Source organism: Campylobacter rectus (genome assembly GCF_004803795.1).
Lineage (GTDB): Bacteria > Campylobacterota > Campylobacteria > Campylobacterales > Campylobacteraceae > Campylobacter_A > Campylobacter_A rectus.
On sequence record NZ_CP012543.1, the window covers coordinates 1,773,143 to 1,795,888 of the forward strand.

Genomic DNA, 22,746 nt, shown 5'->3' on the forward strand with positions numbered 1-22,746 from the left:
TTTAAAAAATATCCTTTAAATTTACCGCCCTCATCTTAGCAACCTATAAATTTTAACCGCGCCGTTTAAAACGACCGGCTCAAACAACTCTTTGTCGTAGTTTTCGAGCACGAAAAGCTGTATGTAGGCCGAGTTTAGCACCGCTTCGTCAAGCACCAAAAACCGCCTGTAATCCTTCATAAAAATGAGGTAAATTTTACCGTCCGCGTTCATCTCGTGCTTTTTTACGACCAGCTTGTCTTTCTCGTCGTAGCTTGTTTCAAAGTACGTATTTACGGATATTTCGCGCTCGCCGATATAGACCTTGGACGCGTCGCCCGATACGCTAAACCCTCCGCCGATATTTATCGTATCGCCGTCCACCGAGTAAGGTTTGCCCGGATAAAATATCGCTCCGTACTCCTCGCCGCTGTTTAGATCGAGGTTTGAAAATCGCAAAACGGCGCTAAAGATATCGATCATGGAGTCAGGTAGATAATAATAAATTTCGCGCGTTTTTTGCGGCGGCTGGAAGTCCTTGCTATTTAGCGAATACAAAAACGAATTTACGCTCGTGGCGTTGTAGTCTTTCATCATTTGGTTCAAATTTAACCCAAATCTCTCGCTGAAATTTCGCTCGGTGTACTCGACTTCTAGGCGCGCCATATTTGCCGACATGCGCTGATTGCTAGCTAGCGCAAAGCTCACGGCGAAGTTATCCCTGCCCAGGTGCTTGCCGCCGTCTATGAGAGTCTTAACATCCGCGTAGTAGCGGATCGGATAGCCGTAGTCCCACCACGCCAGCACGTAGTCCTCGCGCCCCGCGATTTTGTGCAGTTTATCTAGGCTCTCGACCTCGCTTTTGGCAAAGACCGTGCCGACTTTGTAGCCGTAAATGTGCTCAAGGCACGGCATCAAAGATAACGCGGCGATACAAAAGACGCAAATTTTTTCTAAAAGTGCGTGCTTTTTGAGCGAGCTTATGCCTGAGACCATAAAATAAGCCGCCCCGCAAATAAGCGCCGCCGCCGCAAACGTGGCTAGATATACGCCAAAGCCCGCCTCACCGTCAAAATTTGGCGCGAAAACGGGAGATTTGCCGTGCAAAAGGCTGTAATATTTATCAAAATACAAAAAGAAAAACACAAAAAACGCCGCTAAACAAACGGTGCAAAATTTGTCTAAAATTTTATCTTTTTTGAAAAAACTCACGCAAAGCGCCGCAAAATATCCAAATCCTATCGCCATCACGGGCACGGAGTAGATCGTAAATCTAAGCCCGCCTTTTAGCGCTAAAAACCCAAGTAGCAGCATCGGAAGCGCAAGCAAAAATGAGCGAAATTTAAGACAAAGCGCCGCGACTCCGACGAGCGATAAAGCAAAAGTAACGATATGCCCGCTGATACGCTTAGCAAAGGCGTTTATCGACTCGAACTCAAACGAATAATCGCTCATTTCCATTATCGTTTTATTTACGTTATAAAAATGAAAAACCGGCTCACTACTCTCGGAAACCCCGCGAAATATGTAAAATTTAAGCTGAAATAAAATTTGATTTAGCCCGCCGCTATAACCTAGAAGCGCGACGGCTAAAGCAAGACAAGCCGCGACAGCTCGTTTATCCCAGATCTGCGGACGAAATCTCATCGCTAGATAAAGAGCGACGACAAGCGCGCTTTTAGCGTAAAAATCGATATACGTAAGCGCCACTATCATCAAAATGACAGCCTCGTAATTTAGCGCGTTTTTCCTATCAAAAATCAAAGTGTAGAGCAAAAATGCGCCCAGCATGGCAAAATTTAGCGAGTAAGAGCTCGGATACCACCAGTCGTTTATCAGGATAAAAATCGGGATAAAAATGAGATCGTTTACGTTTTTTTTCTGCGCGAGGCGTATCATCGCCCAGACGCTAAACGCAGGCAGCACGATAGTGAGCATATCGGTGTCGTAGTAGCCAGCCATCGTGCGGTTGTAGTAGCTGTTTGCGATACTAGCTAGCAGCGCCGCCGCAAAGCCAACTCCTGGCATCTCGTACTCTTTGCCTATCAAAATCACGGGAATAACGATAAGAGAGCTAAAAAATACACTCATATAAAGCAAAATGGTCTCAAAGCTAAAAGGCAAAATTTGATACAAAAAATACGTAAGCGTGGGCATTGAGCGGCCGTAGTAGCTAAGGTCGTTTGGCTGATGAAAGCCCGCTATCATATCGCGCGCACCCTCGGCGAAGGCATAGCCGTCGTTCGTGCTGATCATGAGCTGATCGTTCCAGAAAAAGTGCTGGTATTCGCCCGCCCAGTACACCCAGTACAGCCTGCAAACCACGCTAAAAACAAACGCCGCAAGCATCAAAAAGCAAGTCTGTTTTGAAAATTTAAATTTATCCAAGAGTCCCGAAATTTTACTCGCCATTTTCACCCTCTAAGTATCCTATGAGCTGCGCCGCGACGGCGTTTTTGTCAAATTTTATTACGCGGCCATAAGCCTTTTTTTCATAATCTCGCCTCAAATTTTCATCCTCAAGCGCCCGCCTCATCGCCGACTCCATCGCTTTTTCGTCGTCAACGGGAGTTAAAATGCCGTACTCATCGTCGCCCAGAAGCTCTCTAGCGCCGCTTTTGTGATCGGTTGAGATGATAAATCTCTCGCAAGCAAGCGCCTCCAAAAGCACGTTTGAAAAGCCCTCAAACCTCGAAGCGCAAAGGAAACACTGCGCATTTTTGATAAATTTAAACGGATTTTTATCCGTGCCCAGTAGCTTTACGCGCGAGCTTACACCAAGCTCATCGATCAAATTTTGAAGCTCGCCTTGCAAAGGCCCCTTGCCTAAAATCCCAAGCGTCGCGCGCTCGTCGTTTAAATTTGCGATTATTTTTATTAACATCGCTTGATTTTTACCGCTATCAAGTCGTCCGATATTTAGAAAAAGCGGCTTAAATTTATCCTCTAACGGCTCATTTGCAAGCGTTTTTATCGCTGCCAAATCTACCGCGTTATATAGCACTTTCGTCTTTTTCCCGTCGCAGCCGAAATTTCGCACGAGATCATCGGCATTTCCCTGCGCGTTGGCTAAAATCAGATCGGCTCTAGGATAGAGCGCCTTAACTAAAATTCTATTAGCCAGCCCGCTAAGTCCGCTTTTATAGATGACCGACGGACAGCTGCGCTCGCTTATCACCATCCGTCCTTTTAGGCCTAACATTTTAGCCGCAAGAGCCGCGTAGCAAGGACGGTTCATCAAAACAAAATGCGCGTCAATCCCCAAATTTTCGCAAAGTTTTTTATATTTTAGAGCTAAAGAGGGTAGCGCAAAGGCTAGGCGGAAAAGCTTTTTTACGCCGCTCTCATATGGATCTGAGCGCTCGAGGAAGTGAATTTTTACCGCGCTGGGTATCTCGTAGGCTACGACCTCGCTCATCAAAACGAGATGAACCTCGTATTTTTCGCACAGAGCGGGAAGTAAATTTGAAACCACGCGCTCCGCGCCGCCCGGTCCCATCGAGTAGAGAAAAACGGCTAATTTTTCATTCGCCGCGCGTTTTTTTGTAGATCCAAACGCGAATTTTAGTTAAAAATAAAATCATCGACTTTGGAAACGGGCTTAAAATCAGCATCGCCAGCGCTTCTTTGGTAAATTTAAATTTGAGGCTTTTAAAAAGATATTCATACATTTTTTTGTATTCGCCGCCGAATTTCGCGTAGTACGCCGCCATTTTATATAGGATCGCGATATAAGCTTCATTTACGCGAAATTTCGGCTCGGCGCTTGTCTTTTGACTCAAATTTGCATCGCTATTTTTATTTTGAGCTTCTAAGCCACTTGATTTCGCGTTTAAATTTGCGTCGCTATTTTTGCCTTGAGAGTTCGCGTCGCTCACATAACTCAAGATTTTACGCTCCGCATCCGCATCGCCGCCATCCGCGTTTAAATTTTTATCGCTTATGCTCCTTGTGCCGTCCAAATTTGCGCCGCATGCGCCGTTTAAATTCCTGCCGCCGATTTTTTCGTCGCAAGCTCCGGTTTGCGCGTTTTTCTCGGCGATCTTTTGCAAAATAAGCTCTGCCGTCATCGCGTAGCCTTTCATTATACAAAGCGGGCGTTTAAACGAGTTTATCGTGACGCTGTCGCTGCGGTGAAAGCGGTAAATGCGCACGGCGTCGTGCAGATAGTAAGCGGGATGGTCGAAAAGATAGATCCAAAGCGTATTTTCGCTACCGTAAAGCCCCTTTTCAAAGCGCCTTTGTCCGATCGCATCTCGGCGAAACATTATCAAAAACTCGCCCGTTATCTTGCCGTCGTAGTAGTCCTGCGGCGAAATTTCTCCGCTTTTGCTCAGTCCAAATCCCGAAAATTTCGTCGTCGGCTCGCCGTCAAGCTCGAAATAACAGTTCGCCCAGACGCTAGCGTACCCACGCTCCAGCACGACCGCCATCTTGCTTATAGCGCCTTCTATCAGCAAATCATCGTCGTCGAGTATCACGAAAGCATCGCCGCTAGCGTGATCAAAGCCGTTGTTTTTATTGCCGTTTGGACCGCGGTCGTAAGTTTGGTTTAAGACGTATTTTACGTTGTCGAATTTTGCCGCGTAATTTTGTGCAAGCTCGCGCGTACCGTCGTTTGAGTCGTCGTCGCTGATTATGATTTCTTTATTTTCGTAGTCTTGAGCCAGCGCGCTTTTTAGAGCGGCTTCAAAAAGTTCTTTGCGGTTGTAGGTCGGGATTATTATGCTAACCTTTAGCATTTTAACTCTCTAAATTTTGCGTAATAAAATCCATCCACTTTTGATAAATTTGATCGGTTTTAAAGCTGTTTTTCCTTAGCGCGGCATTTCTGACGAACTCGTCTCTTAAATTTTCATCGCGCATTAGAAGTTCGATTTTTTCGCCTAGCGTCTTCGCGTCGTCTATAGGAGCTAAAAATCCGTCCTTGCCGTCATTGATGAGCTCTTTTGCGCCGCTCGTCGCAGTCGCCACTCTAGCGCAGTCAAAAAATACGCTTTCGATTAGCACGTTTGGCAGGCCCTCGGTTTTGGATGCGGAAACGATGATTTTAGACCGCTCGTAAAAAGAAGCTATATCGCTCGTCTGCCCGATAAATTCGGCATTTAGATGCAGTTGCTCGTGAGCTATGAGCTCTAGTCTTTGTCTCTCGTCGCCCGAACCCGCGACGATGATCTTCCAATCCGCCATCAGCTCTTTATCCACCTGACTCACGGCTTTCAGAAATACGTCGCAACCCTTAAGCGAGACGAGGCGCCCGACGAAAAGTATGATATTTTCTTTAGGCAAACCCTGTTTTTGGACTTCAAACATAGGATTATACATCACGGTTTTGTTTTTCACGAAGTTGTAATAATCATAGTCTTCTTTGGTTAGCACCGTTAGGCCGCTAGCTAGCGGGTAAAGCATACGCCGTAAAAACAGCCAGCCGCGCCCTTTGAAAAAATACGCGCTTGCGTGCTCGCTGATAAAAAGCGGCTTGTTTATAAATAAATTCGACAAAATCACATTGATATTTGTGCTGTCCATCGAAGATATAATGACGTCAAATCCGCCGTTTTTGATCAAATTTCGCTGATAAAAAAACTTTTTTACGCGTCTGATTAAATTTACGAAAAATCCTTTTTTTACCATCGGAAAAGGAAGGTCTATGAGCTTCACGCGCGGGTCGAGTTCGTAAAAGGGTGGCTTGGTGTCAAATTTTAAAAGCGTTACGTCGTGAAATTTCGCAAAATAGCTCGCGAGCAAGCTCATCACGCGCTCGGCGCCGCCTGCTTGCAAGGTTGAAATTATAAACAAAACCTTCATTCTCTCTCCAAATTTTATCAATGCGCTAAAATTTACCAAATCTTTAAAATTATTGATTTTATAAATTTTGAGCTTTATAATAGCTTAGTTTTTTATCTTTTAAATATCCGTTCAAACCCGCAAAAAACCGATTCAAAACGCGTTGCGACAACGTATTTTAGGCTATTTAGACGAGTTTTAAACGAAGCTTTATCCCGCGCTCTTTGCACTCGCTCGGCTTGGATATTTGAGTCCGCTAGATCGGTTGGATGCGCAAAAATATCACTAAAATACATCTTTAAGCCGTTTTTTAAAAGCAAAATTTGCCAAAAATCAGCCACGCAAAGCGCCTTTTTGTACGTTTGCAAGATCTTTTCGGCTGCGCGCCTATCAAGTACGTAGGCCGCCGCTCGGTAAATCGTGCCGTAAGAGCGCTTTGAGACCAGCCAAAAATCCTCATCCAGCTTTTTGCCAAATGCGCTAAATCGCCCCTCCAGCCCGTCTTGCGCGCCGCAGATGAGCGCCGAGCCCGCATCCATCTTAGCAGCCGTTTCAAACGCTTTTTTTACGCCGCTTTCGTCGCCGATGACATCGTCTTCTAAGATGAGCGCAAAGCTGGCGTCGCTTTTTAAAAATTCCTCGTAAGCGCGCGCGTGAGAGAGCGAGCAGCCGACCTCGGACGGGCTTAATAGCCTGCCGTAAGCCTCAAGGCCAGGTAGCGCGTAGCCGTAGTACTCTTTGGCGCTCATCGCTCTGCCGCCCACAGCCTCGACGAGCTTAAATTCGCCATAGTTTTTAAACCGCTCTTTTAGCTTTTCTCGGCGCGCCTCGTCGCTTTTTAGCGAGATAACGAATACTAATTTTTTCATCTTTTAAACTTCGATTTGATTTTATTTATCACGATTAGTTGTTCTCTCCTGTCAAATATCAAAAACAAGCTCACGACGTAACCGAGCGCAAGCAAAACCGCCGAATACGCGGCAAATTCGCCCCAGCTTGAAATTTGCACGAAATTTCGCAGCCAAAAAAACAATCCGCAAACGGCTGCAAAAACGGCTAAATTTTTAAAATAAACGCCGTAAAAAGTAGTAAGCGGCAAACTTAAATTTAACGCGGCGTTTATGAGGTCAAATCCCAAAATGCGCACCGAATAAAGCGCGGCGCCGACGGCCGTCATACCGTAAATGCCGTAAGGCGTAAATTTAAGCACGGCGATCTGCGCCAAAACCGTGCCCGCACCCAAAATAGTGTTTGCTATCGCGGGGCGTTTTAGTTTATTCGTCGCGCCGTCGAGATTAAAAAGCGAAAAAACGTAGCTGATAAATATAATCGGCACCAGGGTTATCATAGAGAGATTATAAATAAGATTTATCTCGTCTGCGCTTTTAAACGGCAGCCAAAGCGTGTAAAATTCGCGCCCGAAAGCCACGAAAATAGCCGTCGGCACGCTCATAACAAAAGCCGTAACTCGCATCGAAAATTTAGCCTCCGCAACTAGCGCGGTCAAATTTGATTTGGAGTAATGTTCGACGAATTTTGGCGCAAATATCGCGCTAAGCTGTGCCACAAAGCTCTCTAAAATGATCGGAGCAGCCTTTGAAACGGCTAAAATTCCAGTCGCGTTCGCGCTTAAAAATATGTTGCAGATAAACAGATCCATACCGCTCATAAGCACGCGGTTTAGGGCGTTAAAGCTATTATAGACGCCCGATTTTAGCAGCTCTTTTATCCGCATAAAGTCAAATTCTCGTGGGTTAAATTTAAGCTCGGGCGTGATGCGGCGCGAAACCCAAACGCTAGTAAAAAAAACAAATAGCGACGCGACTAAAGCGGAGATCGCGATATATGCGATCATCGGTCTGAAAAAATAAAAAAGCGCTACGATGAGGGTCGCTAAAATAGCGCTAGATGCGGCGTTGCGAACGGAGATGATGTAGAGCTTGTTTTTGATAAACATCGAGACGCTGATGACACCGTTAAAAAGCCCGACGCAAAAATTTATAAAATAAAACGCAAAAGTAAGCCGCACGTCGCCTAGCAGCGCGTCGCTCACGTTTAGCATGCTTTGTAAATTTAATATAAAAATACCCGCACCAAACAAAATAAGAATGCAAAAAAAGATATTTACGACTAGAACCGACGAGTAGTAGGCGTTAGCCGCGCGCGTGCCCCCTCTGTGCCACTCGTACGCGACGAAGCGGCCGCTAACCGAGTTTATCGCAGCAGTTACGACTAGAGCGTAGGCCACGATAGCGTTTGACAGCCCGACAAAGCCGTAGGCTTCGTTGCCTAGGCTCTTTAAAATATAGGGCGTGAGGAAAAAATTTATCCCCATCGAGACGATAAAAACGACGATGGAGCTGATCAAATTTACGAGCATTACAGCCTTGCGTCGGCGTTTTCGTAAATGTTTTTGATATCGTAAACGAGAGCTTTGCTAAATTTTAACCCTTTAAATTTATCGTGAGCGACGGCGATCACGACGCAGTCGTAGTCCGCCTCGTCAAAGCTTTTTAGCGGCGCGATACCGTATTCGCGCTTCACCTCGGCTTCGTCCGCCCACGGATCATAGACGTCCACGCGGCAACCAAAATCCCTAAGCTCCTCGATCACGTCTATCACGCGCGAGTTGCGGATATCCGGGCAGTTTTCCTTAAAGGTAAGCCCAAGCACCAAAACGCGAGCCGAATTTATCAAAACGCCCCTTTTTATCATTAGTTTTACGACCTCGCCGGCGGCGTATTTGCCCATATTGTCGTTTATACGGCGTCCGGCTAGGATCATCTCGGGATGAAAGCCAAGCTCCTGCGCCTTATGCGTGAGATAATAAGGATCCACGCCGATGCAGTGGCCGCCGACTAGCCCAGGACGGAAATTTAAGAAATTCCACTTCGTGCCCGCCGCCTGCAAAACCGCGTTCGTGTCGATGTTCATCTTGTTAAATATCATCGCAAGCTCGTTCATAAAGGCGATGTTTATATCGCGCTGCGTGTTTTCGATGACTTTGGCTGCCTCGGCGACCTTGATGGTAGGCGCTTTATGCGTGCCCGCCGTTATGATCGAGCGGTAGACCTCGTCGACTTTTTCGGCGATTTCAGGCGTCGAGCCGCTAGTGATTTTTTTGATTTTAGTTACGGTGTGCTCTTTGTCGCCCGGATTTATGCGCTCGGGCGAGTATCCGCAGAAAAAGTCCTCGTTAAATTTAAGCCCGCTTTGCTCAAGCAGCGGCACGCAGATCTCCTCAGTAACGCCCGGATACACGGTGCTTTCATACACGACGATATCGCCCTTTTTTAGCACCTTCGCGACGCTTTGCGTAGCTTTTACGACAGGCGTTAGATCTGGGCGCTTGTTTTTATCTATCGGCGTCGGGACGGTAACGATAAAGAAATTACACCCCTTTATATCGTCCAAATTTAAGCTAAATTTCATACCGCTATCTATCGCTTTTTTCATCTGTTCGCCGCTAAGCTCCAGCGTGCGATCATATCCGCTTTTGAGCTCCTCGATGCGGGCAGCATTTACGTCAAAGCCCGTGACTTCGTATTTCTCGCTAAATGCAGCCGCCAAAGGCAGCCCGACGTATCCCAGTCCGATAACGGCTATTTTCATTTTGGCCTTTCTATTTTTGGTTTTATTGATTTTTCAAACCGAAAAACCCTGAGCTCTACTTTTACGTCGCTAGGCGCCATTATTTTTACGGGACTCACGTAAGGCAAAGCTTGTTTTAGCTCATAATAAATTTTTCTTTTTTTCTTCTCTTCATTACAAAGCATTAACGTCTGCGCCAACTCGTCCTTCCCGCTAAATTCATAATAAAACCCCTTATCCGTATCCATCTCTTCGAGCTTACCGCCCAGCAAAAAAGCGCCGTTGCAATCGGTTTCTACCTCCTTTGAAAAAGCCGCTTCTATTATAAATTTTTCCGACGGCAACTTCGAAACCGGCAACTCAAAGACGTTTAGTTGCTTTTGCGGCTGCCCCCCGACTAAAAGCATCGGCGCTAAAGCCAACGTAGCAAATAAAATTTTTCTCATGATCTCACTCCTATCTGAAAATATTTAAAACCTAAATTCGCCAAATTTTTGGCATCGTATTGATTGCGCCCGTCAAAGATCACGGCGTTTTTTAGCCGCCGTTTCATCTCCATAAAATCAGGCGACCTAAACTCGCTCCACTCGGTCACGAGCGCGAGCGCGTCGGCGCCGTTTAGCGCGTCGTATTTGTTCGGGGCGAATTTTAAATTTGAGTTAAGCAGGTATTTTTTGGCTTCGTTTGCGGCCTTTGGATCGTATGCGACGACGTTTGCGCCGGCGTTTTGCAGCGCTTTTATGAGCACTAGCGAGCTAGCTTCGCGCATATCATCGGTGTTTGGCTTAAACGCTAGCCCCCAAAGCGCCACCGTTTTGCCGCTCAAATTTCCGCCGAAAAAGGCTGAAATTTTTTCAAAAAGCACCGTTTTTTGCGCCGCGTTTCTAGCCTCTACCGCGCTTAAAACCTGCGGTTCAAAGCCGTTTTGCCTAGCGGTGTAGATAAGCGCCTCGACGTCCTTTGGAAAGCAGCTACCGCCGTATCCGCAGCCCGGATATATAAAGCTATAACCGATGCGAGAGTCGCTGCCGATACCTTTTCGCACCAAATTTACGTCCGCTCCCACACGCTCGCAGATACCCGCGATCTCGTTTATAAAGCTGATTTTAGTCGCTAGCATCGCGTTTGCAGCGTATTTGGTCATCTCGGCCGATTTCACGTCCATAGCGATAAATCTATCGTGATTTTTCATAAATGGCGCGTAAAGCTCGCGCATAACGCTCTGTCCCCACTCGCTGCTAGCGCCGACTACGACGCGATCGGGCTTTAAAAAGTCCTCGACCGCCGCACCCTCTTTTAAAAACTCTGGGTTTGAGACGACCTCAAATTTGATGTCCATGCCCCTCTTTTTTAGCTCGCCAGCGATCACTTCGCTAACCTTTTCCGCCGTGCCCACGGGGACGGTTGATTTATCCACGACGATTAGCGGCGAGGTTAAATTTTGCCCGATGCTTTTTGCGACTTCCAGCACGTAGCGCAGATCGGCCTGCCCATCCGCGCCCATAGGCGTGCCCACTGCGATAAATAGCACGCTAGCGTGCGCCAAGGCTTCTTTTATATCGACGCTAAATTTGAGCGCGCCGTTTGCCCTGCACTCGGCCACGATCTCGGCGAGGCCAGGCTCATAGATCGGTATGATACCGCTGTTTAGGGCGTTTATCTTGACTTCGTCCACATCTACGCATATGACGTCGTTGCCCATTTTAGCTAGGCACGCGCCGCTAACGAGCCCCACGTATCCCGTGCCTACGACTGCGATCCTCACAGCCTTTTCTCCCACTCGAGCGCGGTTTTTATGATGAGCGCGAGATCTTCTCTCTTAGGCCGCCAGTTGGTTAAATTTCTTATCTTTTCGGGCTTTGCGATGAGACGCGCGGGATCGCCCTCTCTGCGAGGCGCGCTAACTACCTTAAAGTCAATCCCGCTTACTTTTTTAGCCGTTTCTATAACCTCTTTTACGCTAAAGCCGCGGCCGTAGCCGACGTTAAAGGTTTCGCTTTTTTCATGTTCGTTTAGATAATCCAGTGCGCTTAGATGCGCTTCGGCTAGGTCGCTCACGTGGATATAGTCCCTCACGCAGGTGCCGTCTGCGGTCGGATAGTCGCTGCCGAAAATTCCCATACTCTCCTGCTTACCCAGAGCCGTCTGCGTCGCGACTTTGATTAGGTGCGTGGCGTTTGGATAGTTTTGTCCGATAAGCCCCTCCTCATCGGCACCCGCGACGTTAAAGTATCGCAAAATCGCAAATTTGAAATTCTCATTTGAAGCGGCGTAGTCTTTGATGATCCACTCGCTCATTAGCTTGCTTCGGCCGTAGGGATTTATCGGATTTGCCGCGGTTTGCTCATCGACCTCGCCCGCATTTTTATCATCTTGAGGCTCGCCGTAAACCGCCGCGGTGGAGCTAAAGATAAATTTATTTACGCCGTATTTTTTGCAATAGGTCAAAATTTTAGCGACGTTTGCGGTGTTGTTTAGATAGTATTTTAGCGGATCTTGCGTGCTTTCAAAAACCTCGATAAATGCGGCAAAATGGATAATCGCGTCAAATTTGCCCTCTGCAAAAATACCGCTTAAATCATCCTCTAAATTTGCCTTTACGAACTTAAATTTACCGATTTTCTCAAGCGCGTCAAGCGCCTTTGTCGTGCCTTTGCAGAGATTATCAACGACCGTTATCTCGTGCCCGCCCTGCTTTAAAAGCACCTTTAACACGTGAGAGCCGATGTAACCCGCCCCGCCTGTTATTAAAATTTTCATTGTAATTCCTAATATATGATTTACAAATACATTACGTTATACATGCTTTGCTAAATTATTTTTCTTTATTGCAAAATTGCCTTTCGCAAGGTATGCCGTCATTATCGCCGTCGGTTCTTTGAGTGCCGCCGTCCTCGTATCTTCCGCATTTTTTTAGGTACTCTTTTGCTTCTGCGCAACTGCTAAAATGACTACAATGCGTTTTTTTATTGCAATCAATCGCGGTGCCGAAAGCAAAACTTGCGACCATTAATCCAAGCAAAACATATTTCATATTTTCTTCCTTTAAAGATGAGCGATTTTAGATAGCTGCGGTATTATATGGAGATTAAACTTATAGAAAACTTTTGCAGCGATGCACCTGTTAATTTTACCCGAAATAACGACGGATGCGCAAAACGAGCAGTTTTTTGATACCGTGGCTTCGAACGTAAAAAGGATGCGGCAAGAGAAAAATCTAAGCCAGCTCGAGACGGCTCTAAGTATAGGGCAGGCCTCAGGCGGATTTTACGCAAATATGGAAAATAACGCACACGGCAAGCACTTTAATCTACTCCACCTTTTTAAGCTTTCAAAACTTTTTAACTGCGACATAAACGAATTTTTTAAGGAAATTTCTGAGCGAGACGGCGGCAAGCAAGAGCAAATTTGACGTAAAATTTGACTAAAATAGCGGGCAAATTCGGGCTTAAATTTTAAAAAGCGCTTTCGTATTTTAAAATAGGCAAAGGCGTGAATCCAAGCGGCGCAGCTCGTAGATTTAACCAAAAGGCCTTTCAAACAAAAACAGCTAAACGTAAATTTACGCGCGAGCGTTTCTGGCGACCGCTCCGAGCATAACCGTAAAGCGTGCGAATTTCGCTAAAACTACGCTGCCGCAACCTCGCTGACTAGTCGCATACCGAGTTTTTCATCGTAAATTTGACCTTATCGGTCCTTAACGCCGCCTCGCTATTTCACGCCCGCTTAAAGTCGTGCACACTCTCATACCAAAGCTCGCTCGCCGCATCGTATTTAAGCGCCGCAGTTTTGCTCCGCGCGGCAACGCATTATAATTTAAGATGATGAGGAGCATTGCGTTTTGCGGCCAATAATCTTACGTCGGCGAGCATCAAAGCGGCAAATTTGTCCAAAAGCGCCTCGCTAAATTTACCCGTTTTTTGCCCGCGCCGAGCGTAAATTTATCAAATTTACGACGCCCGCCTCAAAGCAACCGGCGGGCAAATTTTGCCTAAAGCAACCAAATTTAATCCTCTCTAACCCGCAAAAATACCGGAAACCTCGGTAACCCTTTTGCGGTTAAATTTTGATATTTGTAGGTTATTATCGAGCCGATTTTAGGCGGGTTTGCGCGGTCGCGGTCGCTAAAACCGGAGCCTACTTTAAATTTGACTCCGTCCTTTGTTTTTTCGCCCGAGCCGGGATTTAAACCCTCGTTTCCGATAGCCTTGCAGGTTACCGAGCCCATAAGCCCGGCGTATTTGCCCGCACCCGCGTTTATCGCCGTTACCTCGCACTCGGCGTCTTTAAATTTTTTGTATTTCAGAGCATTTTTGCTTCGTTTTCGCTCGTAGGGCACATTTGGCTCTCGCACGACCGCACCCTCGCCGCCTTTTGCGACGATATGCTTGGCAAACGCCTCAAATTCGGCGTTATCTTTTACTTTTACCTGCTTGATTATCTTTAAATTTTGCCCCGCTTGCGGGTTCTTTGCGATAAATTTTTCAAGCTCGCTAAGCCGCTCTAAAAGTCCGCCGACGGCCTCAGGCACGTCAAAAACGTAAAATTTAACCTCGCTCCACGCCGCGACGCTCGGCGTTTTATCCATCACGATCGATTGGATTTTTTCAAATTCGCCCCGCGAGGTATAGAGCTCGCCGTCAAGCGCAAAAGGCGGAAAGTGCGCGCTCCAGCCCCCTGGTGCGGCTAAAATTTTGCCGTTTCTAGATAGCAAATTTCGCCCGTCCCAGTAGGCGCGCACGCCGTCAAGCTTCTCGCTAGCTAGCCAACCGCCGACGTTTTGACCCTTGTATTCGCTAAGTTTTAAAAGCTTAAATTTAGCGTTTTTATCGGCTACGGCAACCGCGCTTATAGTATCGACGCCCACCGCGCTACTTAGATTTTCGCCCTGCGCCGCCGAAAATTTTTTAGGCTGCGAAGCCAAATCCTGCGCCGCCAAAGCGAAATTTAAAAAGGCGGCCAGCAATAGCGCGAAAAATCTCAAATTTTAACCCCGTAAAACTCGCAGTACCACTCGATAAACCTAGCTACGCCGTCATTTACGCTAGTTGCGGGCTTATACTCAAAGTCTGCCACCAGATCGCTCACGTCCGCATATGTCGCAGGCACGTCGCCGGCTTGAAGCGGAAGGAAGTTTTTTTCTATCTCGCGGCCGATTTTTAGCTCAACGGCCTTGATGTAGTCCATGAGCTCTACGGGGCTATTGTTGCCGATATTATAGACCTTAAACGGCGCGCTTGAGGTGGCAGGATCCGGATGCTTCGCATCCCACGCGGGATTTGGTTTTGCGGGGTTATCGACGCATTTTATAATGCCCTTTACGATGTCGTCCACGTAGGTAAAGTCGCGCTTCATCTTGCCGTAGTTGAAGACGTCGATTTTCTTGCCCTTTAGCGCGGCGTCGACGAACAAAAACAGCGCCATATCAGGGCGTCCCCACGGGCCGTAAACGGTGAAAAATCGCAGTCCCGTAGTCGGTACGCCAAATAAATGCGAATACGTATGCGCCATCATTTCGTTGCTTTTTTTAGTTGCGGCGTAGAGGCTGATCGGGTGATTTACGCCCTCGTGCGTAGAAAACGGCATATTTTCGTTTAGACCGTAGACCGAGCTCGAGCTTGCGTAGACTAGATTTTTAGTTTGGTTGTGGCGGCAGCACTCAAGGATGTTCATAAAGCCCGTGACGTTGCTGTCGATGTAGGCTTGCGGATTAATTAGCGAATATCTCACGCCCGCCTGCGCGGCCAAATTTACGACGCAGCCAAATTTTTCTTTCTCAAAAAGCTCTTTCATCGTCTCGCCGTCTGCTAGATCGGCCTTTATAAATTTTAAATTAGGCTGCGTTTTTGAGCTTATCAGCTTGCCTTGCTTGATCTCGCTTATCTCAAAGCCGGCCGTTTTTAGGCGCGCGAGCTTTAAATTTACGTCGTAGTAGTCGTTTATCACGTCGTATCCGACGACCTCGTCGCCTCTTTTTACGAGGGCGTTTGCCAAGTGAAATCCGATAAATCCCGCCGTTCCGGTTACTAAAATTTTCATGTTTTTTCCTTTGTGATTTGACGCTATTTTAGCATATTTTCAAAAACCAAGCTCGCAAATAAAATTAGCCCCAACCCTACGAACAACGCGCTAATCCAAGCAAACAACCAAGCCCCCAGCCTACGAAAAACGTACCGTAAAATGCCGCTCCGACCGCAAATATAGCAGGAAAAGCTACTATCATCCCCGCACCGGCGACAGGTATGCCTACGACCATCGCCGCATCGCCGAGATTTATCCTCGCCCTGCTGCTGCTTGTACTTATTTTTTCGCAATCTTTATTTGTATATACTTTGATGGGGTTTTGAAATTTACCCGAGGTTAAAATTTCTTTTCTTTTAGCATTGCTTATGTTTGCCATATTTCCGCTCAGATAGTAATAGCCTGTTATGTATCCCGACTCCAAAAAGCTTTTCATAGCCTGAGACCATTGTATATTTTTGCTTGGATCAAACATCTCAAAAGACGCTTTTAGTGCAGCGTATCTCTCATCCGAGAATAGCTTTTTATCAAGAAAAATGACATATGTTCCGACCATCTTTTTATCGTCTTCATATATGCAAATAGATGCAAAATCATCTTTTATGTTATTGGCAAATTCGCTAGCGTAAAAGCGTTTGGCATCGTCTATTTTTGCCGTTTCGTTTAGTCTGAAGGTATATTTGTCACCGACAACGTAGTATCCGTCATTATACGCATAAAGTCCTTGTATCTCGTCTATCTTTTTGACGCTGGCGCTTTTATCTGCGCAACCGGAAAACAGCAGGGCGAATATCGCCGAAAAAGCTACGATCTTTTTATACACTGATTATCCTTATATTCTATAAAAATTAAACTATCGGCACTTACCAAAAACTACGATTAAATTACGCTTTAACCAAGAGCAAGCCCTTTAAATTTAGTCGATCTGGTAAAATATACTAAATTTGCGCCCGTCACTGCTCGTCTAAATTTATCTCGGGCATATTTTCTTCGGTGTAGTATTCCTCTACTCCGACCTGTTCGTCGTCATCTCCGAGTTCGGGCTCTTCCTCGTAGTTTTGCGTTTCAAGGCGTACGAGTTCGCGATCGACCGCCTCGCAAAAAACCGGCGTATAGCCCATCTGCGCACAGTTTGCCGCGAGCCACTCGCTCATCACCGAGATGTCGTCCGCGTAATCGTCCAGCGTCAAATTTCCGCGCAAAAGCTCGTATTTTAGGAAAAGCCAGTATGTGTTTAGCACGTCGCTTTCGCAGTATTCGTTGATCTTATCGATCTTACCGTCAAAAAACAGCTCCATCACCTGATCGCCGTGCACGTCGTATTTGCCGGGCAAATTTAAGCTCGCGCAAAGCGTGTCCAGCTTTAGCCCGCGCACGGAGCCAAACTCGCTCACGTGATCAAGCAGATCAAAGTGAAATTTGCCGCTGTATCGGTCGCGGTAGTTGCCGTCCCATTTGCCTTTGCCAAGCTCCTTGTTTTCGACCTCGTAAAAGCTCGGAAACGAGACGTTGTACCTCATCGCGCGAGTTAAAATCATCGGCAGGTCAAAGCCCCGTCCGTTAAAGCTCACTAGGCGCGGGTTGTGCGAGTTTACGAAACCGATAAATTTATTTAGGATTTCGCGCTCGCTTGCGCCTTTCATCGTGCTTACGCGCAAAAATTTACCGTATTCGTCCGCCATCACCGCAGAGATCGCCACGACGCGGTGAAACATCACCGGTAAAAACTCGCTTCCGCTCGCGGCCTTTTGCACGGCAAACGCCTGCCTCGCCACCTCCGCGTCGCTTCCCTCAAAGCCGTAAATTTTACGCAAAAGCGCGGTGTCTGGCACCGTCTCGCAGTCAAAAACGCAGATATAATTTTTAGCCATTTCAAACCTTTTTTAGCTATTTTTGCCTAAAATGATAGCTAAAAATCTTTATAAAAGCGATAAATGAATAAAAACTCAGCCCCAAACATCGCCGTTATCAAGCTCTCCGCCCTGGGCGATATCGTCCATGCGGCGACCGTGCTGCAGTTTATCAAAAAGCACTTGCCGCAAGCTAAAATAACGTGGTTTGCCGACGCTAAATTTAGCGAGATTTTGTTCCTTTGTCCGCAAATTTCGCGCGTCGTATCGCTACCACTAAAAAACGGCGAATACAAAAAGAGCTTGGAGCTGATCGCGTCTGCAAAACAAGAGGGCAAATTTGACTATGTCATCGACTTGCAGGGGCTTATTAAATCCGCCGCGGTTGCGAAGCTCCTTGGCAAAAACAGTTACGGATTTGACAAATTTAGCGCCAAAGAACCGCTTGCGGCGCTGTTTTACAAGCATAAATTTAGCTATGGTTACGGAGAAAATATCATCTTGCGAAATTTAGGACTTACGGCTTTTGCTTTAGGCTTTAGTTTTAGCGAGGATGAAATTTTAGCCAAACAGCCTTGTTTTAGCGCTTTGAAAAGTAAATTTGATAGCTCAAAAAAGAAAATTTTGATAGCGCCTTTTGCTAGCGAGCCGAGTAAAATTTACGATAAATTTGGAGACGTTATTGCCCTGCTAGACGAGCCGCAAAATGAAATTTTCGTCTGCTTTAACGGTGAAAACGAGGAGAAAAAAGCCATAAATTTGATAAAAAACTCAAACGCAAAAACGCTAAGCTTAAGCCTAAAAGAGCTCGTGAGCTTTATCTCAAGCTGTGATCTGGTTATCGGAAACGATAGCGGCGTGACGCATATCGCCTGGGCGCAAAATCGCCCCTCTATCACGCTTTTTGGTAACCGCCCCTCAGGCAGAAACGCTTACGCGACGCCCGTAAATTTAACGCTAGACGCGGGCAAAAAAATAGACGCCAAAAAGATAGATAAAAGCGACTTTTGCGTGCGAGATATAGCGCCGCAGACTATCGCAAACGCGGCAAAAAGGCTACTTGATGCGTGATTTATTTTACCTTTGGCTTTATAGATTTTTTAAATTTATCTTTACCGTTACGCCCGCGTTTTTGCTGGATCCTTTTTTAAATTTCATCGCGTTTTTGTTTTATAAATTTGACGCCAAGCACACCAAAATCATCAGAGCAAATCTAAATTTCGCCTACGCAAACGAGCTAACAGCCGAGCAAAAAGAGCAAATCATAAAAGACACGTACCAAAACTTCGCCAAATTTGCGGTAAATTTTATAAAAAACCAAAACGCGAGCAAGGAAAAAATCCTAGAAAAAGTCGAATTTAAAAACGAGCAAATCTTTCAAAACGCGCTTGCCTCCGGCCGCCCGATCATCGTGCAAACGGCGCACTACGGGCAGTGGGAGCTCTTTTCGCTGGCGATGGCGGCAAAATTCGGCGGCGTTAGTATCGTCGGACGCGCTCTTGATAGCGCGGTCATGCAGCGCATTTTGGCGACAAACCGCACCCGCTTTGATATCGAGCTAATCGATAAAATGGGCGGCGCAAAGCAAATCCTAAAAGCGGTTAAGGCGCGCCGATTAGTCGGCATCCTAGTCGATCAAAACACCGCCAAAGACGAGGGCGTAGAGGTCAAATTTTTCGGACGAAAGGTTTTACATACGCCTGCGGTTAGCATTTTCGCGCAAAAAACGGACGCGCTCATCGTGCCCGCATTTATCCGCGAAAAAGGGGCGAACCTCAGCGAAATTTGCTTTTTTCCGCCGATTGACGTTAGGGATTTTGACAAAGACGAAGCCGTTCTAAAGGCCACGCAAGCGCAATCAGATGCCACCGAGGCCGCCGTACGCGAGAAGCCGGACGAGTATTTTTGGTTTCACAAACGATTTAAGCATTTTAACGAGGAAATTTATAAATGCTAAGCGTCGTAATCCTCACGCTTAACAGCGAAAAATACCTCGCCGAGGTGCTAAGAAGCTGCGAATTCGCAGACGAAGTCGTCGTCGTCGATAGCGGCTCGCAGGACGCTACTGAGCAAATTTGCTCTGAGTTTAAAAACGTCAAATTTCACAAGCAAAAATGGCTGGGATTTAGCGCACAAAAGCAGCTGGGCGTCGATCTAGCGCGTAATCACTGGGTTTTCGTGCTAGATAGCGACGAGGTGATTTTAGAGCCTTTGCGAGAGGAAATTTTGCAGGTTTTGCAGCGTCCTGGGTTTTGCGCATACGAGGTGGCTCGCGCAAATATCTTTTTCGGCAAAGAAGTGCGCACTATGGGGCTTTACCCAGACTACACGGTTAGGCTGTTTGACAAGACGCGGGCGGAGTTTGACGGGCGCGAGATACACGAAAAGGTCGTTTTAAAAAGCGTGGCCAAAACGGACGAACAAACCTCGGCGGACGCAGCAAATTTAACCACCGCTAAAAATCAAATCGGCAGGCTAAAAAACCACTTCAAACACTACGCATATGGTAGCATCGAGCAGTTTATCGCCAAGCAAAATCGTTACTCGAGCCTCGGTGCAAAGGGCGCAAAATCAAGTAAATTTAAAGCCGTTTTAAATCCCGCGTGGACGTTTTTTAAGCTATTTTTCCTAAAGGGCGGCTGGCGCGAGGGCTGGCGCGGCTACGTGATAGCAAGGCTTTACTCGCAATATACATTTTGGAAGTACGTAAAATGAAAGATAAAAAAATCAAAATCCTCGTTATGAAATTTAGAAACATCGGCGACGTGTTGCTCACGACTCCGCTCATCGAAAACCTGCGCCGTATCTACCCCGACGCGCAGATAGATTTCGCGCTAAACAAGGGTACCGAGGCGATGATCGAGGGCAACCCGAACATCCAAAACATCCATATCTACGACCGCGCAAATATAAAAGAGGTCGGCTTTCTCAAACGACTTTGGCGCGAGCTAAAGTTTATCCGCGCTATCAAAAAGCAAAAGTACGACATCGCCGTGCAGACCACGACTGGCGACCGCGGCATCATCGTCGCCAAATACGCAAAGATAAAAACCATCGTGGGCTTTGAGGGCAAAAACAAAGCCGTAAATAAAATAATCACGCACAAAGCCCCTAAAATAGGCGGCCTGCGCCACACCGTGGATAGAAATCTAGATGCCCTGGCCGCGCTTGGATTTGAGCCTAGCGGCAAGCGAGTGAGCGTGTACTTCGATCCGGACTGCATCAGCCATCTAAATTTGCCGCCTAAATTTATCCACGTGCACCTAACTAGCCGATGGATGTTTAAGTGCGCGGACGATGAAACTATGGCCGCGATAATCGACTTTTGCGAGGGGCTGGGCGTGCGCGTAGTGCTGACGGCAGATAACAACGACGCTGAGCTAAAAAAGCTAGACGACGTGCTGGCGCTATGCTCCTCTAGTCCCGTAAATCTGGGCGGCAAACTCACCCTAAAGCAAACCGCCGCGCTCTCAAAGCGCTCCGTGATGTTTATCGGCGTGGATACGGCGATCATGCACCTAGCCGCGGCCAACGACGTGCCCGTGATCGCGCTGTTTGGGCCTAGCGGGGCGTTTGAGTGGGGACCGTGGGATAACGATCTAAACGAAAACGGCTACACGCAGCGTAACGGCAACCAAACTATGGGCAAGCACGCGGTATTTCAAAAAGACTGGGGCTTCGTACCGTGCGACAAAGAGGGGATGATAAAGCACGGCGTGGAGCGAACGCTGATGAGATTTGAGGGCGAGGAGCTAGAGGCGATAAAGAGCAAAATCAGGGAAAATTTGGAGCGGGGTTAGGTGGGCTTTATTAAATTTGACTTTTTTATCATTCTTTTTTTGAGTATTTTTTGTATAAAAAATGACTAAGACTAATCTCGTGATCAATCACGTTCCATAGGCGCCATTTATCTACACTAAATATCTTCTCATATAGTACACCGTCTTCGCCACATATCTTGGCTGAAAAATATCTCTCCCCTACAGAATCAGGCAATATATTGTAAAACAGTTTCATGCATGATATTTTATGACCGATTACTTCTTTTGTATCGTTTTTGATAATAATATTTTCACTAGAATATAGAAAATTGGCAACAAATTTATTCAATTTGATTTCATTATCTATAACTGTGTAGCTTATCTTTGGCATATCGCTCTTTTGGTTTATCTTTTGCGTAATTATCTTGTTTCTAATATTACTAGATTCGCTCGAAAGCTCGAACATTAACTTTTCTTGAGCGCTAATATTACTCGTGTATTTACTATGTTCATCAGATTTATATTTTATTTCCCCGTTTTCAAGCCTTTTATGAAGTTCTTCTTGTAAAGCTTTATAGGAAGCTTTAGCTTCATTATACTCTTTCATAATTTTTAGATATTCTTTAAATTTGCTAGAATTTTCATCAAATGAAAAAATGATCACGTTTCCGTCGGATAAATTTAAAGCTAAAGTTTTTAAATGAATGCCATCTAGATAGTTTCTCTTCATCCGCTCCGCATCTTCTTTTGTAAAGGGCTGTTCATTATCTTCAAAATAAATACTCTGCGGATACTCTACGGTCTGTTTTACAAAGGCTTTTGGAGCGGTAGCGCAATAATACGCCCCAAGTATATTTGTAATAATGATATCGTAAGTAGGGATTAGAAATAGCGCGGCCACTACGATACCTCTGATCCAAATTTTATTAGTGTATTTTGCGGTAATGACCATAACTATAGTGCTAACTGCCAAGTAAGGAATAATGTAAACAAACAGTATTATCATACCCATGGCGTATCCTTTTTTTGTTATTGGCAAGACAGAGGCGGCGCATTTATCGCTTGCGTCAAATTTTACGGGCTAACAGTCGTGGTCATACGCCAATTTTGACCGCCTCGCCCTTTTTTTACGTTGATAAAATGATAATGTCGTAAGGCTTAAGGCAGAGTTAAATTTGAACTTCGGCAAGCGCGCCGTCCGTCAAATTTGACGCTCGTTTTGTAAATTTTAGCGCCGTAAATTTAACCGAAGCAAGTTTTTTACACGCTCAATTTGCTTCGAATTTGGACCTAAGCCTTCTTTTCGTTAAACACATACGAGATCACGAAAACAAGCAAACAAACGGGCGCGAACGCAAATGCAAACGCCACGCTCCAGCCGGCGGCACGCTCGCCCCAAAAATACCCCGCCGCGAGGCATGCCAAAAACCCGCCGTAAAAAGCGCCGAGCGATAAATTTTCTACCGCAAAAAGCAGTAAACTAAGATTTGGATTTTTTACAAACAGCTTGCTTGGCTTGAAATTTTTACACCTTTTGAACAAATACCAAAGCAGCACGCAAGCCAAAATCGCAAATGTTGCCGCAAAAACGGCAATCCTTAGCACGCCCTCAAAAGGCAAAACCGCCAAAATCAAAGCCGCCGCCCACCAAACAAGCAAGAAAACTATCGGCAAAGCGAGCAGATATCTCGCCGCCCTGTGAAATTTATACCTTTGCTCAGCACTCATCATATTTTGCTTCTTTTTAAATTTTACAA

General features: G+C 46.2%; 21 protein-coding genes and 1 pseudogene. 5 read left to right on the forward strand and 17 right to left on the reverse strand.

What is annotated here, in order from left to right:
• Positions 1 to 30: 30 nt before the first annotated feature.
• The 11 genes and pseudogenes from CRECT_RS08510 to CRECT_RS08565 all read right to left on the reverse strand — a co-directional run bounded on the left by CRECT_RS08510 (position 31) and on the right by CRECT_RS08565 (position 12,391).
• On the reverse strand, positions 31 to 2,391 hold the full coding sequence (locus tag CRECT_RS08510; RefSeq protein ID WP_171992710.1) for an STT3 domain-containing protein: 2,361 nt from the start codon (positions 2,389 to 2,391) through the stop codon (positions 31 to 33).
• Positions 2,381 to 3,505 (reverse strand): annotated as a pseudogene (gene pglJ, locus CRECT_RS08515) (N-acetylgalactosamine-N,N'-diacetylbacillosaminyl-diphospho-undecaprenol 4-alpha-N-acetylgalactosaminyltransferase); the annotation flags it as partial. The pseudogene pglJ and the gene CRECT_RS08510, both read right to left, overlap by 11 nt.
• Complete coding sequence (locus CRECT_RS12715; RefSeq protein ID WP_004320186.1) at positions 3,504 to 4,721, reverse strand: glycosyltransferase family 2 protein; 1,218 nt, start codon at positions 4,719 to 4,721, stop codon at positions 3,504 to 3,506. The gene CRECT_RS12715 and the pseudogene pglJ, both read right to left, overlap by 2 nt.
• 1 nt (position 4,722) lies before the next feature.
• Positions 4,723 to 5,787, reverse strand: coding sequence for a glycosyltransferase (locus tag CRECT_RS08530; protein WP_039888300.1), 1,065 nt, complete (start codon positions 5,785 to 5,787; stop codon positions 4,723 to 4,725).
• A gap of 92 nt (positions 5,788 to 5,879) precedes the next feature.
• Positions 5,880 to 6,635, reverse strand: coding sequence for a glycosyltransferase family 25 protein (locus CRECT_RS08535; RefSeq protein WP_171992711.1), 756 nt, complete (start codon positions 6,633 to 6,635; stop codon positions 5,880 to 5,882).
• Entirely contained in the window at positions 6,632 to 8,146 is a 1,515-nt protein-coding gene (locus tag CRECT_RS08540) for an MATE family efflux transporter (RefSeq protein ID WP_004320200.1), read from the reverse strand. Before CRECT_RS08540 ends, CRECT_RS08535 begins: the two co-directional genes overlap by 4 nt.
• Entirely contained in the window at positions 8,146 to 9,378 is a 1,233-nt protein-coding gene (gene tviB, locus CRECT_RS08545) for a Vi polysaccharide biosynthesis UDP-N-acetylglucosamine C-6 dehydrogenase TviB (RefSeq protein WP_004320191.1), read from the reverse strand. Before tviB ends, CRECT_RS08540 begins: the two co-directional genes overlap by 1 nt.
• Positions 9,375 to 9,803, reverse strand: coding sequence for an ecotin family protein (locus CRECT_RS08550; RefSeq protein ID WP_004320172.1), 429 nt, complete (start codon positions 9,801 to 9,803; stop codon positions 9,375 to 9,377). The genes tviB and CRECT_RS08550 overlap by 4 nt, the downstream gene beginning before the upstream one ends.
• Positions 9,800 to 11,122: a UDP-glucose dehydrogenase family protein gene (locus tag CRECT_RS08555; protein WP_039888295.1), complete on the reverse strand. Its 1,323-nt coding sequence runs from the start codon at positions 11,120 to 11,122 to the stop codon at positions 9,800 to 9,802. The genes CRECT_RS08550 and CRECT_RS08555 overlap by 4 nt, the downstream gene beginning before the upstream one ends.
• Complete coding sequence (galE, locus tag CRECT_RS08560; RefSeq protein WP_004320227.1) at positions 11,119 to 12,117, reverse strand: UDP-glucose 4-epimerase GalE; 999 nt, start codon at positions 12,115 to 12,117, stop codon at positions 11,119 to 11,121. The genes CRECT_RS08555 and galE overlap by 4 nt, the downstream gene beginning before the upstream one ends.
• Positions 12,118 to 12,172: 55 nt before the next feature.
• On the reverse strand, positions 12,173 to 12,391 hold the full coding sequence (locus CRECT_RS08565; RefSeq protein ID WP_002944923.1) for an excalibur calcium-binding domain-containing protein: 219 nt from the start codon (positions 12,389 to 12,391) through the stop codon (positions 12,173 to 12,175).
• Positions 12,392 to 12,472: 81 nt separating this feature from the next.
• On the opposite strand from CRECT_RS08565, the gene CRECT_RS08570 reads away from it, so the two are divergent.
• Positions 12,473 to 12,769 (forward strand): helix-turn-helix transcriptional regulator, encoded by a 297-nt coding sequence (locus tag CRECT_RS08570; protein WP_004320222.1) that lies wholly within the window; start codon positions 12,473 to 12,475, stop codon positions 12,767 to 12,769.
• Positions 12,770 to 13,363: 594 nt separating this feature from the next.
• Here the strand turns inward: CRECT_RS08570 and CRECT_RS08575 are convergent.
• From CRECT_RS08575 to CRECT_RS08590, 4 genes are all read right to left on the reverse strand, one after another.
• On the reverse strand, positions 13,364 to 14,341 hold the full coding sequence (locus CRECT_RS08575) for a DNA ligase (RefSeq protein WP_004320189.1): 978 nt from the start codon (positions 14,339 to 14,341) through the stop codon (positions 13,364 to 13,366).
• A complete protein-coding gene (locus tag CRECT_RS08580) occupies positions 14,338 to 15,396 on the reverse strand; it encodes an NAD-dependent epimerase (protein WP_004320170.1) in 1,059 nt (352 codons plus the stop codon). Before CRECT_RS08580 ends, CRECT_RS08575 begins: the two co-directional genes overlap by 4 nt.
• 76 nt (positions 15,397 to 15,472) lie before the next feature.
• On the reverse strand, positions 15,473 to 16,201 hold the full coding sequence (locus CRECT_RS08585) for a hypothetical protein (protein ID WP_004320180.1): 729 nt from the start codon (positions 16,199 to 16,201) through the stop codon (positions 15,473 to 15,475).
• Positions 16,202 to 16,331: 130 nt separating this feature from the next.
• On the reverse strand, positions 16,332 to 17,249 hold the full coding sequence (locus CRECT_RS08590; protein ID WP_004320235.1) for a 3'-5' exonuclease: 918 nt from the start codon (positions 17,247 to 17,249) through the stop codon (positions 16,332 to 16,334).
• A gap of 63 nt (positions 17,250 to 17,312) precedes the next feature.
• Between CRECT_RS08590 and waaC the strand changes: the two genes are divergently transcribed.
• The 4 genes from waaC to rfaQ are packed head-to-tail and all read left to right on the forward strand — an operon-like array spanning position 17,313 to position 21,028.
• Positions 17,313 to 18,299, forward strand: a complete 987-nt coding sequence (gene waaC / locus CRECT_RS08595; protein WP_004320178.1) for a lipopolysaccharide heptosyltransferase I — start codon at positions 17,313 to 17,315, stop codon at positions 18,297 to 18,299.
• A complete protein-coding gene (locus CRECT_RS08600; RefSeq protein ID WP_004320212.1) occupies positions 18,292 to 19,185 on the forward strand; it encodes a lipid A biosynthesis lauroyl acyltransferase in 894 nt (297 codons plus the stop codon). The genes waaC and CRECT_RS08600 overlap by 8 nt, the downstream gene beginning before the upstream one ends.
• Positions 19,179 to 19,943 (forward strand): glycosyltransferase family 2 protein, encoded by a 765-nt coding sequence (locus CRECT_RS08605; RefSeq protein ID WP_004320204.1) that lies wholly within the window; start codon positions 19,179 to 19,181, stop codon positions 19,941 to 19,943. Before CRECT_RS08600 ends, CRECT_RS08605 begins: the two co-directional genes overlap by 7 nt.
• The gene (rfaQ, locus tag CRECT_RS08610) at positions 19,940 to 21,028 is read left to right on the forward strand and encodes a putative lipopolysaccharide heptosyltransferase III (protein WP_004320226.1); all 1,089 of its coding nucleotides are present in this window, start codon (positions 19,940 to 19,942) and stop codon (positions 21,026 to 21,028) included. Before CRECT_RS08605 ends, rfaQ begins: the two co-directional genes overlap by 4 nt.
• A 28-nt stretch (positions 21,029 to 21,056) precedes the next feature.
• On the opposite strand, the gene CRECT_RS08615 is transcribed toward rfaQ, so the two are convergent.
• Positions 21,057 to 22,001, reverse strand: a complete 945-nt coding sequence (locus CRECT_RS08615; RefSeq protein WP_004320163.1) for a tripartite tricarboxylate transporter TctB family protein — start codon at positions 21,999 to 22,001, stop codon at positions 21,057 to 21,059.
• 278 nt (positions 22,002 to 22,279) lie between these two features.
• Positions 22,280 to 22,720: a hypothetical protein gene (locus CRECT_RS08620; RefSeq protein WP_171992712.1), complete on the reverse strand. Its 441-nt coding sequence runs from the start codon at positions 22,718 to 22,720 to the stop codon at positions 22,280 to 22,282.
• Positions 22,721 to 22,746 lie beyond the last annotated feature (26 nt).

Coding starts and splice junctions, on each gene's coding strand:
- CRECT_RS08510 (WP_171992710.1), bottom strand. CDS start 2,391: ATGGCGAGTAAAATTTCGGGACTCTTGGATAAATTTAAATTTTCAAAA.
- CRECT_RS12715 (WP_004320186.1), bottom strand. CDS start 4,721: ATGCTAAAGGTTAGCATAATAATCCCGACCTACAACCGCAAAGAACTT.
- CRECT_RS08530 (WP_039888300.1), bottom strand. CDS start 5,787: ATGAAGGTTTTGTTTATAATTTCAACCTTGCAAGCAGGCGGCGCCGAG.
- CRECT_RS08535 (WP_171992711.1), bottom strand. CDS start 6,635: ATGAAAAAATTAGTATTCGTTATCTCGCTAAAAAGCGACGAGGCGCGC.
- CRECT_RS08540 (WP_004320200.1), bottom strand. CDS start 8,146: ATGCTCGTAAATTTGATCAGCTCCATCGTCGTTTTTATCGTCTCGATG.
- tviB (WP_004320191.1), bottom strand. CDS start 9,378: ATGAAAATAGCCGTTATCGGACTGGGATACGTCGGGCTGCCTTTGGCG.
- CRECT_RS08550 (WP_004320172.1), bottom strand. CDS start 9,803: ATGAGAAAAATTTTATTTGCTACGTTGGCTTTAGCGCCGATGCTTTTA.
- galE (WP_004320227.1), bottom strand. CDS start 12,117: ATGAAAATTTTAATAACAGGCGGGGCGGGTTACATCGGCTCTCACGTG.
- CRECT_RS08565 (WP_002944923.1), bottom strand. CDS start 12,391: ATGAAATATGTTTTGCTTGGATTAATGGTCGCAAGTTTTGCTTTCGGC.
- CRECT_RS08570 (WP_004320222.1), top strand. CDS start 12,473: ATGCACCTGTTAATTTTACCCGAAATAACGACGGATGCGCAAAACGAG.
- CRECT_RS08580 (WP_004320170.1), bottom strand. CDS start 15,396: ATGAAAATTTTAGTAACCGGAACGGCGGGATTTATCGGATTTCACTTG.
- CRECT_RS08590 (WP_004320235.1), bottom strand. CDS start 17,249: ATGGCTAAAAATTATATCTGCGTTTTTGACTGCGAGACGGTGCCAGAC.
- waaC (WP_004320178.1), top strand. CDS start 17,313: ATGAATAAAAACTCAGCCCCAAACATCGCCGTTATCAAGCTCTCCGCC.
- CRECT_RS08600 (WP_004320212.1), top strand. CDS start 18,292: ATGCGTGATTTATTTTACCTTTGGCTTTATAGATTTTTTAAATTTATC.
- CRECT_RS08605 (WP_004320204.1), top strand. CDS start 19,179: ATGCTAAGCGTCGTAATCCTCACGCTTAACAGCGAAAAATACCTCGCC.
- rfaQ (WP_004320226.1), top strand. CDS start 19,940: ATGAAAGATAAAAAAATCAAAATCCTCGTTATGAAATTTAGAAACATC.
- CRECT_RS08615 (WP_004320163.1), bottom strand. CDS start 22,001: ATGGGTATGATAATACTGTTTGTTTACATTATTCCTTACTTGGCAGTT.
- CRECT_RS08620 (WP_171992712.1), bottom strand. CDS start 22,720: ATGATGAGTGCTGAGCAAAGGTATAAATTTCACAGGGCGGCGAGATAT.